The sequence below is a fragment of the Frigoribacterium sp. MEB024 genome, from assembly GCF_000878135.1.
Lineage (GTDB): Bacteria > Actinomycetota > Actinomycetes > Actinomycetales > Microbacteriaceae > Frigoribacterium.
This window is the reverse complement of the sequence record NZ_JXQZ01000049.1, coordinates 1-15,214: the sequence shown is the minus strand read 5'-3', so window position 1 is coordinate 15,214 and position 15,214 is coordinate 1. Positions and strand designations below refer to the sequence as shown.

Here is a 15,214-nt window from a genome sequence, read left to right as displayed (position 1 = left end):
GGGGCGAAACACTCCGTTCGGTCTAGGACCAGCTGGAGAAGGCCGCCAGGGCGGCATCCGTTCGGTAGAACTTCCGCAGGGCCGCGGCCGAGGGCACGGCAGGTAGGTGGAACAGATCGTCGCGGGTGACCTGCAAATCGGCCTTCGTGATGCCGGGGGCGTAGGTGATGCGGCTGCCGTCCGGCTCCAGGCGCAAGAGGAACGCGTCGAAGGCGACGTGGTGGTTGAGGCAGAGCGGCAAGCCGTTGACCGCTTCGTCGGCGCCGCCGATGCTTTTGGGGATGAGGTGCGCGCCCTGGATGAGTCGTGGGACGGCGATGTCGCACAGGGCGCAGGTCGAGCCGTAGCGGTTCAGGACGTCGACCTTGAAGCGGCGCTGTTGGGTGCGCTGCTGGACGAGGCGGAGGGTCTGTTCGGGGAGACCGCCGAACAAGTCGACCTCCTCCTCCGAAGCGGGCAGCTCGTCGTCAGAGGGAAGGGGGAGGACGGACTCGACGAAGGAGAGGTGGAAGACGGCGGCATCGTCGTCGAAGGTGTCGACGTAGCCGAGTCGGACGTCCTTGAGGGTCGAGCGCAGGGCGTTGGGGGTCACGACGAAGAGGGGCAGACCGAGGCTCTGGGCTCGTTTGACCGACTCGATCTCGTTGCGATCGAACGAGGCGTGCCGCTGCGTGGAGGGGTAGTGGTAGTCGAGGTGTTCGTCGGTGAGGTCGTCGGCGTACGAGGTGCCGGTGTGCTGAAGGGTGAGAGCCACGCGACCGGGGGACCCTTGGGTCCAGTCGCCGGTGCCGTCGAAGAAGATGCCGGCCTGGCCTTTGTAGAGGCCGAGGTCGCGAATGGCGGACGGGGTGAGGCCGTCGGCGTTACCGGCTTTGGCGAGCTCGCTCCAGAGCGTGAGGCGTCGCTCGTACTCGCCGCGCGTCCAGTCCGATATCCCCACGAAAGAGATCATGACTCACGTATGCGGAATCCTGGGTGATCGTCACGTACCCAGTGTGAGGGGCCGACTGCGGGTGGACTTTGAAGGCCGCTGGATCGGCTATGCTTGTCGGGTTGCCTCGGTCGGGGCAACACCAAGAAGGCAGTTGCTCAGCAACGGTTTTCTCGGGCTGTGGCGCAGCTTGGTAGCGCACTTGACTGGGGGTCAAGGGGTCGCAGGTTCAAATCCTGTCAGCCCGACCAATGTTTACAGTCGGCGAACGTATTTCTCGTCGGTTCGCCGAGAGAACTACTGTCGCGGGGAGGCCCGGGTCGTGACTGAACTGCTGGCGGTCCTTCATAATCCGCCGGTCGGCGACGGCAGAATCACAAGGAGTCGAACGGCCCTGGCTGCCCGCATTCTGGGGCATCATTCATGGGGTGTTGTAAATGTCGTCGTTGAGAAGACTCAGACATCCTTGGAGATCGGAAATCTGGACTTACAGGCTGAGTGGGGAGCCGTCGAATGGATGCAGTTGAACTTCGAGCTAGCTAAAGCAGATGAAGTATTGCTGGCATACGGCCTCTCCGCACCCATTGGCCCCTCTCGCTCACCGTTCAGGCGAAGACTAAGCGCTCTTCACGAAGCCTTGGAGCATCACGGCGTTCCCGTGGTCACCCTTGGCGGGAAGCCCCGCCACCCCTCCCGTTGGCAGCGATATACCCACAAGACGCACCCAGGTGTCCCCTTCGATCGAGCTATCGCGATGTCCTTAGAAAGGCCCGCAAGCCTGCATGATGTCGTCTCCCCGGCTCTAGGCGAGAAGGGCTAAGGCTCAGATGGATGCGGGTTCCAAGGGGCGGTCGCTGAAGGTGCAGCCCGGGAATTTCCGTGACCGATTGGGCGCTCTGCCTGCAGATGACCTTACTCACGGCCTGTTCCCATATCCGGCACGCCTCCTAAGGCACATTCCACGCTACTTCCTGACCATGGAGAGATCTCTGGCACCAAGCGCGGTCATCGACCCATTTTGCGGTTCCGGCACTGTACTAGTCGAGGCGGCGCTCCAGGGGCTGAAGGCGCTCGGTATCGACCAGAATCCGATGGCTGCCCTAATATCGCGGGTAAAGACGACGCCCCTTCCTCCCGGGTCTCTCGAAGCTGCTGGTCGTTCGGTAATCGAGGCTGCCAATAAGGCGAACTCGGCCCGAGCGACAGCACAATCACTGGCTCCTTGGTACTCCCCTGAGCACTTAGCCGATCTGTCTTACATCAGAGATTCCGTTCAAGACGTGGCCGACTTTGAAATAAAAAGAGGTTTGGAGCTGGCCTTTGCACTGACGGCTAGATCTGCGAGTCAAACTGATCGTCGAATTCCGGTCCCTGTCCGGGCAAATCATGTTCAAGGGCAGCGATCGGAGGTGGCCTCCATCTTCGAGGAGTTCCTAAGACAGGTACTATTCGTATCGAATAAGGTTGATCGCTTGCCGAAAAATTGGCCTCAGCCCCAGGTGCTGAACGCAGATGCTCGATCTTCGGACCCCTGGAAAACCTTAATAGGTCAGGGAAGCGTCGTTCTCTTATCCAGCCCTCCTTACGGTGCGGCTCAGAAGTATGTTAGAAGTACCAGTCTAGAATCCGCGTGGCTCGGTTTCATTGATGACCGGGGCCCAATTGGAATTGAGCAGGGAAGCATTGGTCGAGAGCACATTCGTGCCCAACATCGCGCGCCTAACCTGAGTTCCCTCGATGGCCTCCTCGTCGCAGATGAGCTTCGAGATTTGCGCAACAGAAGTGCTACCCGCGCAGATATTTACGATCATTATTATCTCGACATGATGAAAGTATTTCAGAATGCGGCCGCACTTGACAACATGGACGAGGTGGTCTTAGTTGCAGGGACGAACGTCGTAGCGGGTACTCTCATGGAGACACACGAACACTTGTCGGAGATGATCAGCAGCCTTGGTTTCAGGCTCGTGGAAGTCTTTCAGGATGAAATACGAGGACGTACTTTGCTGACGAGGCGAAAAGGAGATGCTCAGCCGGCCCGGGCTGAATATGTTCATCGCTTCGTACGCCAGGACGCGGCAACGAGTACTATCTTCGTAAAATAAGCACGTTGGTGGGGCACTCGGTCAATGACGAAGCGAGGACGATGGTGGGGACAGAAAAAGGCTCCTTGGGCGTTGAAAAAGTTCTGTTAGAACAAATGAAGACCCTGGCGGGGGATGTATGGTCTCTGGCGCTCACGCAACAGGACATAAAGGACTGGCTGAAGAACTTTGAGCCAACGGAAGCGACAGACAATGATCGGCTTCACGCACTGCACCTGCTGTCTCACTTTAACTACGTGGGAGAAAGAGAGGTGCGCGCACTCCTGCGCTCGGCATATCGCGACCTGTTTGCCTACCCAATACGGCAGACCCTCCGACGGTTGCTGCTATACACGAAAAGCCCTGTCGCCATTAACAGCCAATATCAGCGGCAGTTAGAAAACACCCATTTCCTTGGAGTTGGCGGTCCAGCCGCGTCCGGTCAGCACTTGCTTTACTACTTTCGACAAGAGAACAATCTAACTGAGGGCGTATTCGCGGACCGGCTGGAGTTACTCGCTGCTGATTCGCCTGTTTTTAGCCACGAAGTCTTCGATGAAGTAAAAATAAGAAGAATAGTTTACGTAGATGATCTTCTTGGCTCGGGTGAGCAAATGCTGGAGAAAGAAACGGCCTTCATCACGTCCATCAGGAAACAAGCTCGCGATGCATCATATGTGTTGGAAGTAAGCTACCTAGCCCTGTTCGCAAAGCAGTCAGGTATAGACCGGCTAAAAGGGTCCAGTCTCTTTGATCACGTTGGGGCCGTCCACGTCCTCGACGGGGCGCAGGAGGCTTTTTCTGACGAGTCAAGAGTTTATACTTCGATGCCGACCTACACGTCTCGAGGGCAGGGCAGGGCAGTGGCTCAATTGAAGGGCGAACAGCTGGTCAAAAGTCACCCATTAGGTTGGAACGACGGGCAACTCCTACTTGCGTTTGCCCACAATACGCCAGACAACTCGTTGCCGATCTTCTGGTGGAACAAGACGCCAGCTGAATGGAAAGCATTATTTCCTAGGACGGAAAAAATATGACTTCGTTCCCCGTAAACCCCTTCGAGGTCACGAAGGCAGCGGATCTCTCCGACGAGCAGATTCAAAGGCAGTACGTAGTTTTTACTGGCTCTGAAACGCCGTCTTTGTTCGATCCCAGCGATTCAACCGCACGCTTTCTAGTCGGCGCCAAGGGCGGCGGCAGAACTCACCTCATGCGCAGAATGACTCTACCTCTCCAAGTCGAGCCTGCAGGATCGTGGCTGTCGTTGCGTGATGATGGGTATGTAGGTATCTACCTAAGAGCCAGTGGGCTAAACGGGGCGAGATTTAGCGGCAAATCGGTGGAAGGTTTTGCTTGGGAGTCCTTGTTTTCCAGCTACTTGGAGTTGTGGCTCGCACGCCAGCTCATCACTACCTACATAGATTTGACGGCCCGCATGTCGGCTGATGTGCCTCCGCTCGGGTCGCTTCAGAAGAGCGATTTCTGGCATCAAATGGGTTTTTCCCATGAGGGCGCTTCTCGAGTGACCGGTGCGCATGGGATAGAACAGGACCTGCGCAATGAGCTTCGCCGGCTTGATCAGGAAGTAAATGCCGCTGCGTTTGGGGGCCAGGTTTCACAACGGGCAAAGTGGGCTCCCGGTCAACTGTTGTTTAATTTAGCTAGATATGTGGTTGACAGTCGACCCGAGCTGTCCGATTGTAGTGTGACGTTTTTTATCGATGAGTTCGAGAACTTTACTGAAGATCAGCAACGTGCGGTGAACACGTTCATTCGCGAGCGGGAGCACCCGGTAACCTTTATTATCGGAAGTAGACTATCGGGGATCAAGACGCACGGTACCTTCAGTGGCGGAGAAGTTAACCGGGTAGGAAGCGAGATTGAATTCGTGACGATGGAGTCCGTCTACCAAGCGGATACTGTCGCCTTTGAAAACTTCTGCGCTGCCATGATTGAAACGAGACTTGCAGACGCAGGGTCTCTTATCAGTCGCGGGCAATTTGTTCGCCTATTTGGAGAAGAACTCACGAGATCCGCGGGCGGGAGGGAGGCCGTCTTACGCCCTATCGTTGAAGCAGAGCAGCGGCTCGGCAAGAAATACATGGCTCACCTCAGAAATCAGCTTGCAGATATTTTGCTTGGTCCCGAGGAAATTGATGCTGTGGTGCAGTTGCTTGATTACAACGACCCGGTCTTGTCGAAGGCAGCGATTCTCAGGTTTTATCAACTCTGGCGAGCCGAGGGTCGGCCGGGCATCACTTCGGCCAGAGCAATTCGCGATGAGTTCTCTGGTGTCGAAGAGGGAAGAGGGTCTGCCGAGGTTCGGCGCTTCCTAGACCATCACAGACTTGACCTAATTGCCCAGCTTTACGACACGTACAGGCTTAATCAGCCTCAGCAAGGTTTTCAGCATTTCGTCTCTATGTCTGGATTCATCCCTCGCAACTTGCTCATCACTCTGAAGGCCATCGTGAAGTGGTCGTTCTTCTTCGGTGAATCAGCTTTTCGCGATACAAATGGATTAATTTCTAACGAGGCTCGCAACCGTGGTGTCTCCGATGCTGCGGATTGGTTCTTCCAAGACAGCCTTCCTATGGGATCAGGATCCGCGGGCGTTGAAACGGCGGTGCATCGTCTTGGTGCCATGCTCCGGAAGCTTCGCTTTAGCGATAAGCCGGTAGAAGTCAATTGTAGCGCTGTCAGCTTCGACACGCGATTGTTGTCCGGGCTAGCCACCCAGTGCGTAGAGGATTGCGTAGCAAGTGGGCTTGTGCTTCGGCTTCCGCGCGGGCAGGCAGCTCGAAACTCGGGCGTTCGCACGACTCTTCTGAAAATTCACCCCATGATCTCTGCCAAATTCGATTTGGGAACAGCGCGTAGAGGGGTGGCGCAATTATCAAGGTCGGAAGTTGAGGCTATTTTTGGCTCAGCAACCGACGAGCAATTCGACCAAATCGTTTCGGAACGTTTGTCGTCGATGAATGCTCCCTTTGTTAGGCGCTCTCCTGACGATGTGGCTTTGTTTTGAAACTCCTAGACTATTCCTTGTTCGCACGGTCCGTCTATCTGCCCCATCAATTACAAAGTATTCCTGCTGACGTATTTATATCAAGTTACAATTCGTCAGATCGTGTAATCAAAGTCTTCAACGGTATATCGGCAGCGAAGAAATTTTGGATCGTACACCAGGAATACGGCTTCAGTGACGAAGATCTCCCGCTAGAGGGATGCATCAGGCCATCAGGCGTTGGCGACGAAGTTGACTTTTGGCTTGACGTCTTCGCCGAGATTGGGCTTGACGCCTTGCCTAAAACTGCTCGGCTTGTCATTGACATCACGGGGATGATGAGGCCACATCTAATGGTTCTCCCCAAAATGCTCCAGGCTCAAGGGTTTAGCACGTTTATAATGCTCTATGCAGACCCTGCTGGTTATGCTGCAGGAGCTGGAACCATCTTTTCGCGGAGCGAAGTCGAGGTTGTTAGGCAAGTTCGGGGTTACGAGGGGTCACATCTTGTTGCTAGTGAAAACGATGTGTTGATAATCGGCGGTGGCTACGACGCCAAGTTGGTCCATCGAGTTGCCGATTCGAAACAGGATGCTCGACACTATCTCATGTTGGGCTTGCCGGGCCTCGAGGCACACATGTACCAAGAGAGTCGTTTTCGACTAGCGCGTGTGCTCGAGTCGCTACGGCGCTTCGGAAGTAGCTCGTGGCTGTTTGCGCCTGCCAATGACCCTTTCATGACGGCGCAGACCTTGCAGGACGCCCTCCTCGCACCGGAGGCATTCCGCTCGGACGCCAACGTTTATCTATCTCCCGTTGGTGCAAAAACGCAGGCCTTGGGATTCGCATTATTTGCCTTACTGGAGGGGGAGAATCTTCCTCTAAGCATCATTTTCCCCTACACGCCTGAATATTCAGAAAAGACGTCGTTCGGGCTGACGCGAGTCCACGCGTTTGAAATCGAGCTTGATTGGCCGGATTTAAAGAACGCGACCTAGTGCGGCAAATAATCCCCAAGATTACGTCAAATATCCTGTCGGAGGACGCAGTGTCCCTAGTCCGCATGGCGTAAGTCGCGTACTCGTCTCGATGAGCGGAGCCCGCATGTCGGTGTCAAGTACGTTAGATGGTCCGGTTGTTTGAACATCTGTAAAGGCGAGCCACATGAAGGTAAGGAATGCCGAAGCGATCGGAGAGATGTAGCACCCGCTCGTCAGTCGGGTGGCGAAGGATGCGATGCACCCGTTCATATATGATCCCGTCGTGTGGCGGAACGAAGTGTGCGCAGCTACTTTCATCACGATCTTGGATGGAGTTAAGGCATGCCCTGCTCGGAGCGCCGGGAGGATCAATAAAGCTTGTTCGGTCTGGTCGGCGTGGAAGCGGGATCGGCCATCTGTCGGGCATGCCGTGAACCTGCTAAGCCGACGTCCGTTAGCGCGGCCACCCGCGCCTCCTTGGGTTTGCGCCATTTGGTGAAGTGACTGAACCGAGGCGTCAAGGGCGCGGGCGGTACGTCGTCGCGACGGCGCCGGAGGCGAGGTCTTGGCGGGCGGTCGGGGTGAGGTCGAGGGGGTGGGGGAGGCCGGCGAGCAGGTAGGGGCCGTGGCCGGCGACCCAGGGGGAGACGGTGAACTCGTACACGTCGACCAGGCCCCAGCCGACGACGTCGGTGGCGAAGGCTGAACCTCCGAGGCGAAGCGGGCCCCCGGGACGGCTCTTCAGCTCTCGCACCGCCTCGCGCAGGTCTCCGCCGAGCAGCTCGGCGTTCCAGTCGACGCTCTCGAGCGTCGTCGACGCCACGTACTTCGGGATCTCGTGGATGGTCCGCGCGAAGGGCTGCATCCAGTCGGGGAACGCGTCGGAGGCGGGCGGACGCCAGGACTGCTCCATCAGCTCGTAGGTGACCCGCCCCAACAGCAGACCGTCGGCCCGCTCGAGAGCCTCCGCGGCGAGCTGGTGGACCTCGGCATCTGGTCGGCCCTCACGGTGGTCGATGCAGCCGTCGAGCGTGACGTTGATGGAGTACGTGAGCGTCCTCATGCCGGGGAGGCTAGCTCCGCGACGCAGGCGCCACCAGAGGTGTTCGTCCTACCTCTCGTCAGCCCAGTGCGTCGGCCGGGCGAAGCCCTCGGGCAGGCGCGTCGCCTCGTCGCCTCGGGCGCTGTTCACCTGCATCTGCGTCAGGTAGATCGCCCCCGACAGGTCCGCCCCACCGAGGTCGGCGTCCCGCAGGTCGACACCCAGCAGGTCGCAGCGGTCGAGGTCGGCCCCGCGCAGGTCCGCCGCGATCGCGATGCTGCCGCGGAGCGTCCGCCCCCGCAGATCCGCCCCGGCCAGGGCCGCACCCATCAGGTCGCTCCCCGGCTCGAGCGTCGGCCCCTTCCCCCTCGACCGCCGAGGAGGCGCGGGCACGGACGCCCGGGCCACCTCACTCGCCTGCACCAACAGCGGGCGCGCCGCGTCGTACTCGGCGTCGACGTCGAGGGCGGCCAGCTCGTCGGGCGTGCCGTCGGTGAGGCTCCGGACGTGCTCGAAGGCGGCGAGCCACGGGGCCGGGTCGGGGGTGGTTGCTCGGGTGCGGCCGTGTTGGGCCGCGGCGCCGTGTGCGCGCTCGCGCTCGACCAGCGTGATCGCCTCGTCGAGGTACCAGAGCAGCTCGTGCAGCCTCCGCACGAGCGGGAAGGTCGAGAACATCGCCTCACGCGTCGCGGGGTCGTCACGCCACGATCGCCCGGCGAAGGTCTGCCGACTGACCTTCTGGCCCGCCCCGAAGCAGTCGAACACCGTGCAGCCCTTGAACCCCCGCTCACGCAACTGCGGGTGGATGCGGCAGCCGTCGTGCTCGTCGAGGTTCGTACAGGGGTCGCCAGCCGGCTTGTCGAACGGGAAGTCCGCGCTCTTCGTGAACGCCAGCGCGACGCAGCACAGGCCGAAGCAGTTCGCACAGTCGGCTCCGAGGTCGGCGCGGCGGCCCAGCTCGATCCGTGTGCGGGTGCTCATCGCGTCAACGCTAACGGGCGCGGCGGGCTGGGGCGATCGAACAGGGGTCGATCACTTGTCCCACACCGGGGCCGCAGAGAGACCCCGAGCCGCTCGCTCATCGGTGACGAGGTCGGTGATGAGTGCGGTCTTGGCGGCTGTGTAGGCGCGTCCGTCGTCGAGGCCGGCCAGCGCCTCCTTCAGGGCCGCGTAGCGCTGTCGCGCGACCGGGTCGCGCAGCAGGCGGTCGCGGAACAGCCGCTGGTGGCAGGCCGCCCATTGGTCGGGGCGGAAGACGTGGAGGATGTGCGTGCGTCGTGGTCCGTCCCGCCGGATGTAGACCGCGTGGGTCTTCGGGCCCGCTGCGTGTCGTTCGTAGCCGAGGTCGATCAGGGCGGCGCCCAGGACGAACGGGTCGGTGCCGGGAGACGTCCGGGCGGCGACGTCGATGATCGGCTTCGCCAGGAGGCCGGGGACGGCCGTGCTTCCGATGTGCTCGAGAGCGTCGACCCGGGTGCCGAGGGCGGTCGCCAGGCGCTCGGCCTCTCGGCGGTAGTCGTCGGCCCAGGCGGGGGAGTGCGGCTGCAGATCGACCATCGGGGCGAGCGTACGGGGTGTCACTCTCGGCGGGGTGGGGTCGAGTGGTCCCGGATCGTCGTTCGCAGGGAGGGGAAGGACGATTCGGGACCACTCGATGACCGGTGGGGCGGGCGTGGGCCGACCCGCGCCTCCTAGGGGGTGGGCGGGCGGAGGTCGTCGAGGGGGCGCGACCAGGCGACCTCGCGGGCGAGCTGGCCGGTGGCGCGGAAGAGCTGCACCTGGTGCGTGTCGGGGAGGGCCGCGGCGAGGGCGTCGCGGTCGGCGGGGGTGAAGCCGAGCGTCTGCCAGAACGGTCCGGAGCGGCGGGAGAAGAGCCAGGCGTGGTGGGCTCCGTGCGCGGCGGCGTCGGCCAGGGCGTGGCGGGCGAGGCGGGAGCCCGCGCCGCGCGTGCGGGCGGTGGGAGCGACGGCGACGCTGCGGATGAGCGCGTGCTCGCCGTCGGCGCTGAGCTCGTAGCCGGTGCTGCCGACGACGGTGCCGGTGGCGTCACGGTCGACCCAGAGCCGGAGGCGCGGCGAGGGGGAGTCGAGACCGGCGAGGGTGAGGTCGGCGGCGGCGAGGAAGGCGCGGAGGTCGGCTCGGGCGTCGGCGTCGGCGTCGGCATCGGTCAGGGCGACGGGGACGAGGGGCATGGGGCCATTCTTCCTGGGGCGCGTCGCGCTCGTCGGGCTCGCCGGGCTCGCCCGGTTCGAGTCTGCCCGGGTGGGCCCGGCAGGCTTGAGTGGGCAGAAAGTGTCCTTCGGGGGCGGCGGAAGGACACTTTCTGCCCACTCGTTCAGGCCCGGGTGGGCCAGGGCGGCTCAGAACGGGCCGCGCGGGGGAGTCGCGTCCGGAGGCGCCGACCTAGCCTGGAGGGATGCTCGTCGTCGTTCCGCTCATCGTGTTCGCCGGGTGCGTCGTCGTCTTCGGTACGACGCTTGCCGGCGCCCGCGGCCGGCTCGGGGTGAACCACCTCGCCGGCATCCGGTTCCGGCACGTGATGGCGTCGCCCGAGGCGTGGCGGGCCGGGCACCGGGCAGCACTCGTGCCGGTGACGGTGGGGTGCCTGCTCGCCGTGGGGTCGATCGTGGTGCCGCTGGTCATGGGCCCGTCGGAGGACGCGATGGCCATCTGGGCGATCGGGAGTATGGTCGCCCTGCTGTTCGGCACGCTCGTCGGGGCGTGGCGGGCGGATCAGGCGGCCACAGACGTGCTCGGCTCGCCGTAGGCGCCCGTGACCCGGTGCCGCTGCTGCTGATCGGGCCGTCGAGTGGTCAGAAAGTGTCCTTCGCCCGCGGCGGAAGGACGTTTTCTGACCACTCGATCGGGCCCGCCGACCCGGGGCGCGAACTGACCTCCCAACGGGGGCTCGTCTCCACGTCACGTGTCGCCCTACCGTGTGGGCAAGGGGGAAGACATGAGCGAGACCGTGGCGCGCGGAAGCGTGGCGATGACACTGAAGGCCCGGCGGCCGGCCTACTCGGTGATGCAGGAGTGCCTGCGCGTCCAGGCCGAGGCTCCCGCGCTGACCCGGCGGCAGCGCCTCTTCGGTCACTCACCCCTGAGCGCCGACGCCCAGAGTTGGTACCAGGGCGCCCTCGGCGAGATCGAGGTCGCCCGCGTGCTCGCCGAGCTCGGGCCCGAGTGGACCGTCCTGCACTCCGTCCCGGTCGGCTCGGGCGAGTCCGACATCGACCACGTCGTCATCGGACCGACGGGCGTCTTCACCGTCAACACCAAGCACCACGCCGGCAAGAAGGTCTGGGTCGGCGGCGGCTTGGTGACGGTCGGCGGACACCGGACCGACCACTCTCGCAACTCCCTTCACGAGGCGGCCCGCGCCTCCCGGTTGATGTCGAGGGCGGCCGACTTCGAGGTCGTCGTCACGCCCGTCATCGTGCTCGTGGGCGAGGCCTCGCTGTCAGTCGGCAAGAAGGCGCCGACGGTGCCGGTGGTCGTGGCCGCCCGCCTGCGCAAGTGGCTGATGAACGGGCCGCGGGTGCACTCGCCCGAGGCGCTGGCCTACCTGGCCATGGTCGCCGAAGAACGCGGTACCTGGCACACGGAGGCGCTGGTCCTGACGGACACGCTCCGTCACGAACACCGCTTCGAACGCCTGCGCCGCGACATCGACGACGCGGCTCGGCGACGTCGGCGGTGGCGGGTGGGCACGGCGCTCGGCATTCTCGGGACGAGCGGGGGAGTCGCCATCGCGGTGGTGGCGACGGTCACGAGCACGGTCGTCTCGACCTTCGGGTAGGTGCCCTGCGCCGTGGGCCCTGAGCCGCGGGCCCTGAGGCCTTGGCCCAGAGACGGCAAGGCCGCCCGTGATGATCCGGTACGTACCGGATCACCGCACGAGCGATGACACCACGCGGGCGGCCGCCGCGGTCACGGCGGCAAGAGCTGCAGCGATCAGTGCGAACGCCGACCAGACGGCGAGGTCGGCGTGCTGTAGGTGCAGGCCGACGAGGAACGCGGCGAGTGCGACCACGACGGCGGCTGCCCAGACCGCCAGAGCGCGGGCACTCCACCGGCGCGCCCGGGTCGTCGTTCCGCCCGATGCCGACCAGGCCACTGCGAGAGCGGCCACGGTGAGCAATGCCGGGACGAGGGCGACGAGGTTGATCACGGGAATCCGATCAGGAGGCGCGGGTCGGTCGCCTCGCGACGGCCCACCGCACCAGCACGACCAGTGCCAGCACGAGGGCTGTCGCCAGGACGACGAGTCCGAAGGTCCCGAGCACGGCGGCCGCGGTTCGACGGATGGTCAGCCAGTCGACGGGGGGCTCGGTCGAATACCGGACGCTGCCCGTCGGGCCGAACGGCGTCCAGACGAGCAGCACGGCCACGCCGTAGGCCACGGCACCGACGATCGCGGCGACGACGGCCAGACGGCCGAGGCGGGGAGTGGTCGGGGTGGCCATGCGCACAGACTAGGGCGCGGCACGGAGCCGGACGGAGTCCTGCTTCGAGGGTCACCTCGGTCACCCCGGTCGTCCGGCCCGAGCGAGGACCCCGAGTGGGCAGAAGATGCTGCTCGGGGGCTCGGGCCGAGCACCTTCTGCCCACTCGCGCGAGCACCGGGGTGACAGACGCGGGCGAACCGACCCGCGCCTTCTTCTCAGACGTCGATGCCGAACAGGCGGGCCGCGTTGCCGCCGGCGAAGGCATCGCGGTCGGCGTCCGTCGCGAACTCGCCGAGGAAGGCCTCCACCTCGTCGCCCGTCGGGTGCTGGAAGGGGTAGTCCGTCGAGAAGAGCAGTCGGTCGATCGTCGTCACCTCGAGCGCGTGCCGCAGCAGCGCCGGCTCGAACATGCCCGACGCCGTGATGTGCACGTTCTGCCGCACGTACTCGCTCACCGTGCGATCGAGGCCCGCCAGCCCCGACAGCCCGTCGGCCCGGCTCAACCAGAACAGCAACAGCTCTCCCCAGTGCCCCAACACGATCTGCAGCTCGGGGTGCCGGTCGAACGCCCCGCTCGCGATCAACCGCAACGCCGCCGTCGCCGCCTCGAGGTGCCAGCCCCACGCGAACGTCGACAGGGCCAGCCCCGTCAGGTCGCCGAGGCCTCCGTACTGGGCCGCGCGCACTTCCCGCGTCGGGATCTGCGGGTGGATGAAAAGCGGCCTGCCGAGCCGAGCCGCCGTCGCCAACAGGTCGTCGTACCGCGGATCGTCGAGGGGCACGTCACCGGTCCGGCCGTAGACCATCGCCCCCACGAAACCGGCTGCGGACGCCCTCTCGAACTCTCCCGACACCGCCTGCGGGTCGGCCATCGGCAGGGTCGCCAACGCCAGGAGGCGCGTGGGATGCCGCGACACGGCCTCCGCCGCGAGGTCGTTCAGGTCTCGAGCGAGCCGACGCGCGTCGGCCGCCGGCAACGGCCCGGTCGCCGGGGGAGCCACCGACAACACCTGCACGTCGATGCCCTGCTCGTCCATTGCGGCGATCCGCCCGTCTCCGACGTCCTCGAGCCGGGTCAGGTGGTCACCCCGCTCGTTGAACGCGAGGCTGTCGTCCCGCAGCTCGGGTGGCAGCGACTCAAGCGCGGCCTTCAGCTCGGGGGTGGTCCAGTGCTCTTCGATGCCGATCAGGGGCATGGGTGGCTCCGTTCGCGAGGACGGTTCGGTGGGTAGGCCGTCGCGAGCGCCAGTCAACGCCCGGGCGGGCCGGGGTCCCCCGGCGGACCGGTCGAGTGGTCCGAGAACGTCGTTCGTGGGGCGGGGAGGGACGTTTTGGGACCACTCGACCGAGACGGGAGGGCGAACCCGAGGAGGCGCGGGTCGCGTCGGCGAGGCGCGCCCGTGTAACGAGTGGGTGAAGACTGCAGCCCGTGCACGCTGCCGCACGAGCACGCCCGCATCCGCGGCGGGGCGCGGAGAACGGGGGCTGCGGGGGAGCGCGGAGCCGCGCCTCCGGGGCTCCGGCGAGCTGGCCGCCGCCGCGAACCTCCCTTATCGTTCACCCGAACGATAAACGGAAGGCCATCCCTGCATGACACCGATCGTCCCCGAACACCGACACGCGCTCCGCCCGGCGCGAGACGCCGGCAGCGGCACCGACAGCCGCGCCGACCGCAGCGCGGGCCCGAGCCGCCGCACCGTCCTCGTCGGCGCCGCAGGACTCGCCGGCCTCGGCCTGCTGACCCTCGCCGGCTGCACCCCCGCCCGCAGCACCCCGACCATCCCCGAGGCCGCCGCCACCGGCACCCCGCGCCGCGGCGGACGCCTGCGCATCGCGCGCCCGGCCGCCTCCGCCGCCGAGACCCTCGACTCCGCCAGCTCGCTCTCGGCCTACGAGTACCTCGGCGCCCTCTACAACCGGCTCGTCAAGCTCGACGACGCCGGCGTCACCGTGCCCGACCTCGCCGACGACTGGTCCGCGAACGCCGACGGCACGAGCTGGACCTTCCGCCTGCGCGAGGGCGTCCGCTTCCACGACGGCCGCCGCTTCACCGCCGCCGACGCGATCTACTCGATCGAGCACATCCTCGACCCCGACACCGCCTCACCCCAGGGCGAGGTGCTCGCCGCGATGATCGGCCCCGGCGGCATGACCGCCGTCGACCCGCTCACCCTGCGCTTCGACCTGCTCACGCCGAACGCCGAGTTCCCCTCGCTGCTCACCGCGTACCAGTGCTACATCGTGCCCGAGGGCAGCGCCGACCCCAGCCAAGGCGGCGGCATCGGCCGCACCGGCGTCGGCACCGGGCCGTTCCGCCTGTCGAGCTTCGAGCCCGCGGGCACCGGCAGCGTCGAGGCCTTCGAGGACCACTTCGCCGGCCGCCCGGTGCTCGACGGCATCGACTTCTTCTCGATCCAGGACACCACCGCCCGCGTCAACGCCCTCCTCGCCGGCCAGATCGACCTGATCAGCCAGACCAACCTCGACTTCGCCACCGCCCAGGTCGTCAGCGCCTCGTCCGGCGCCACCGTCGCCCGCGCCCCCGACGCCCAGTGGTACACGATCCCGATGCTGGCCACGAGCGCCGAGTTCAAGGACCCGCTCGTCCGCCAGGCGATGAAGCTCGCCTACGACCCGCAGGCCATCGTCGCCACCGCCCTGCAGGGCACCGGCTCTCCCGGCTGGGACAACCCCGTGCCCCCTTCGCAAGCCGTCTGGCTCA

Annotated in this window: 15 protein-coding genes, 1 tRNA gene and 1 pseudogene; 9 read left to right on the top strand and 8 right to left on the bottom strand. The window is 64.4% G+C overall.

Translation table 11 applies throughout. From position 1 onward, the window contains the following. Window positions 1-22: 22 nt before the first annotated feature. The gene (locus tag SZ60_RS17485) at window positions 23-952 is read right to left on the bottom strand and encodes an HNH endonuclease (protein WP_043595835.1); all 930 of its coding nucleotides are present in this window, start codon (window positions 950-952) and stop codon (window positions 23-25) included. 153 nt (window positions 953-1,105) lie between these two features. On the opposite strand from SZ60_RS17485, the gene SZ60_RS10710 reads away from it, so the two are divergent. The 6 genes and pseudogenes from SZ60_RS10710 to SZ60_RS17255 all read left to right on the top strand — a co-directional run bounded on the left by SZ60_RS10710 (window position 1,106) and on the right by SZ60_RS17255 (window position 7,020). After that, a tRNA-Pro gene (locus SZ60_RS10710) sits at window positions 1,106-1,182 on the top strand. Window positions 1,183-1,758: 576 nt separating this feature from the next. Then, window positions 1,759-2,001: pseudogene (locus SZ60_RS17865) on the top strand (hypothetical protein); the annotation flags it as partial. Window positions 2,002-2,211: 210 nt separating this feature from the next. Beyond that, window positions 2,212-3,036 (top strand): hypothetical protein, encoded by an 825-nt coding sequence (locus tag SZ60_RS17700; protein WP_231567127.1) that lies wholly within the window; start codon window positions 2,212-2,214, stop codon window positions 3,034-3,036. Between the two features lie 8 nt (window positions 3,037-3,044). After that, window positions 3,045-4,052, top strand: coding sequence for a hypothetical protein (locus SZ60_RS17265; protein WP_156155582.1), 1,008 nt, complete (start codon window positions 3,045-3,047; stop codon window positions 4,050-4,052). Further along, window positions 4,049-6,043, top strand: a complete 1,995-nt coding sequence (locus SZ60_RS17260) for a hypothetical protein (protein WP_156155581.1) — start codon at window positions 4,049-4,051, stop codon at window positions 6,041-6,043. Before SZ60_RS17265 ends, SZ60_RS17260 begins: the two co-directional genes overlap by 4 nt. A gap of 17 nt (window positions 6,044-6,060) precedes the next feature. Continuing rightward, window positions 6,061-7,020: a hypothetical protein gene (locus SZ60_RS17255; RefSeq protein WP_156155580.1), complete on the top strand. Its 960-nt coding sequence runs from the start codon at window positions 6,061-6,063 to the stop codon at window positions 7,018-7,020. 499 nt (window positions 7,021-7,519) lie between these two features. On the opposite strand, the gene SZ60_RS10705 is transcribed toward SZ60_RS17255, so the two are convergent. The 4 genes from SZ60_RS10705 to SZ60_RS10690 form a co-directional block, all read right to left on the bottom strand. Continuing rightward, window positions 7,520-8,065: a dihydrofolate reductase family protein gene (locus tag SZ60_RS10705; protein WP_043595833.1), complete on the bottom strand. Its 546-nt coding sequence runs from the start codon at window positions 8,063-8,065 to the stop codon at window positions 7,520-7,522. A 48-nt stretch (window positions 8,066-8,113) separates the two neighbouring features. Beyond that, on the bottom strand, window positions 8,114-9,025 hold the full coding sequence (locus SZ60_RS10700; protein ID WP_043595831.1) for a pentapeptide repeat-containing protein: 912 nt from the start codon (window positions 9,023-9,025) through the stop codon (window positions 8,114-8,116). 51 nt (window positions 9,026-9,076) lie between these two features. Then, window positions 9,077-9,601 carry a GrpB family protein gene (locus tag SZ60_RS10695; RefSeq protein WP_043595830.1) on the bottom strand — a complete coding sequence of 175 codons (525 nt, stop codon included), beginning with the start codon at window positions 9,599-9,601 and terminating at the stop codon, window positions 9,077-9,079. Between the two features lie 134 nt (window positions 9,602-9,735). Further along, window positions 9,736-10,236 (bottom strand): GNAT family N-acetyltransferase, encoded by a 501-nt coding sequence (locus SZ60_RS10690; protein ID WP_043595828.1) that lies wholly within the window; start codon window positions 10,234-10,236, stop codon window positions 9,736-9,738. 224 nt (window positions 10,237-10,460) lie between these two features. Between SZ60_RS10690 and SZ60_RS10685 the strand changes: the two genes are divergently transcribed. Together SZ60_RS10685 and SZ60_RS10680 are read left to right on the top strand one after the other, a co-directional pair. Then, entirely contained in the window at window positions 10,461-10,811 is a 351-nt protein-coding gene (locus SZ60_RS10685) for an SdpI family protein (RefSeq protein ID WP_043595827.1), read from the top strand. 189 nt (window positions 10,812-11,000) lie between these two features. Next, window positions 11,001-11,843 carry a nuclease-related domain-containing protein gene (locus tag SZ60_RS10680; RefSeq protein WP_156155579.1) on the top strand — a complete coding sequence of 281 codons (843 nt, stop codon included), beginning with the start codon at window positions 11,001-11,003 and terminating at the stop codon, window positions 11,841-11,843. Between the two features lie 90 nt (window positions 11,844-11,933). Here the strand turns inward: SZ60_RS10680 and SZ60_RS10675 are convergent, their stop codons facing one another. The 3 genes from SZ60_RS10675 to SZ60_RS10665 all read right to left on the bottom strand — a co-directional run bounded on the left by SZ60_RS10675 (window position 11,934) and on the right by SZ60_RS10665 (window position 13,688). Then, window positions 11,934-12,215 (bottom strand): hypothetical protein, encoded by a 282-nt coding sequence (locus SZ60_RS10675; protein ID WP_043595825.1) that lies wholly within the window; start codon window positions 12,213-12,215, stop codon window positions 11,934-11,936. A 10-nt stretch (window positions 12,216-12,225) separates the two neighbouring features. Then, the gene (locus SZ60_RS10670) at window positions 12,226-12,510 is read right to left on the bottom strand and encodes a hypothetical protein (protein WP_043595823.1); all 285 of its coding nucleotides are present in this window, start codon (window positions 12,508-12,510) and stop codon (window positions 12,226-12,228) included. Between the two features lie 197 nt (window positions 12,511-12,707). Then, window positions 12,708-13,688 (bottom strand): amidohydrolase family protein, encoded by a 981-nt coding sequence (locus tag SZ60_RS10665; protein WP_043595822.1) that lies wholly within the window; start codon window positions 13,686-13,688, stop codon window positions 12,708-12,710. A 394-nt stretch (window positions 13,689-14,082) separates the two neighbouring features. On the opposite strand from SZ60_RS10665, the gene SZ60_RS10660 reads away from it, so the two are divergent. Continuing rightward, window positions 14,083-15,214, top strand: a 1,132-nt coding sequence (locus SZ60_RS10660; RefSeq protein ID WP_043595820.1) for an ABC transporter substrate-binding protein, incomplete at its 3' end; no start/stop codon positions are given.

Excerpts from the sequence above, each read along its gene's own strand:
- SZ60_RS17485 (WP_043595835.1), bottom strand. The coding sequence starts at position 952 with ATGATCTCTTTCGTGGGGATATCGGACTGGACGCGCGGCGAGTACGAG.
- SZ60_RS17260 (WP_156155581.1), top strand. The coding sequence starts at position 4,049 with ATGACTTCGTTCCCCGTAAACCCCTTCGAGGTCACGAAGGCAGCGGAT.
- SZ60_RS10705 (WP_043595833.1), bottom strand. The coding sequence starts at position 8,065 with ATGAGGACGCTCACGTACTCCATCAACGTCACGCTCGACGGCTGCATC.
- SZ60_RS10700 (WP_043595831.1), bottom strand. The coding sequence starts at position 9,025 with ATGAGCACCCGCACACGGATCGAGCTGGGCCGCCGCGCCGACCTCGGA.
- SZ60_RS10695 (WP_043595830.1), bottom strand. The coding sequence starts at position 9,601 with ATGGTCGATCTGCAGCCGCACTCCCCCGCCTGGGCCGACGACTACCGC.
- SZ60_RS10690 (WP_043595828.1), bottom strand. The coding sequence starts at position 10,236 with ATGCCCCTCGTCCCCGTCGCCCTGACCGATGCCGACGCCGACGCCGAC.
- SZ60_RS10685 (WP_043595827.1), top strand. The coding sequence starts at position 10,461 with ATGCTCGTCGTCGTTCCGCTCATCGTGTTCGCCGGGTGCGTCGTCGTC.
- SZ60_RS10680 (WP_156155579.1), top strand. The coding sequence starts at position 11,001 with ATGAGCGAGACCGTGGCGCGCGGAAGCGTGGCGATGACACTGAAGGCC.
- SZ60_RS10670 (WP_043595823.1), bottom strand. The coding sequence starts at position 12,510 with ATGGCCACCCCGACCACTCCCCGCCTCGGCCGTCTGGCCGTCGTCGCC.
- SZ60_RS10665 (WP_043595822.1), bottom strand. The coding sequence starts at position 13,688 with ATGCCCCTGATCGGCATCGAAGAGCACTGGACCACCCCCGAGCTGAAG.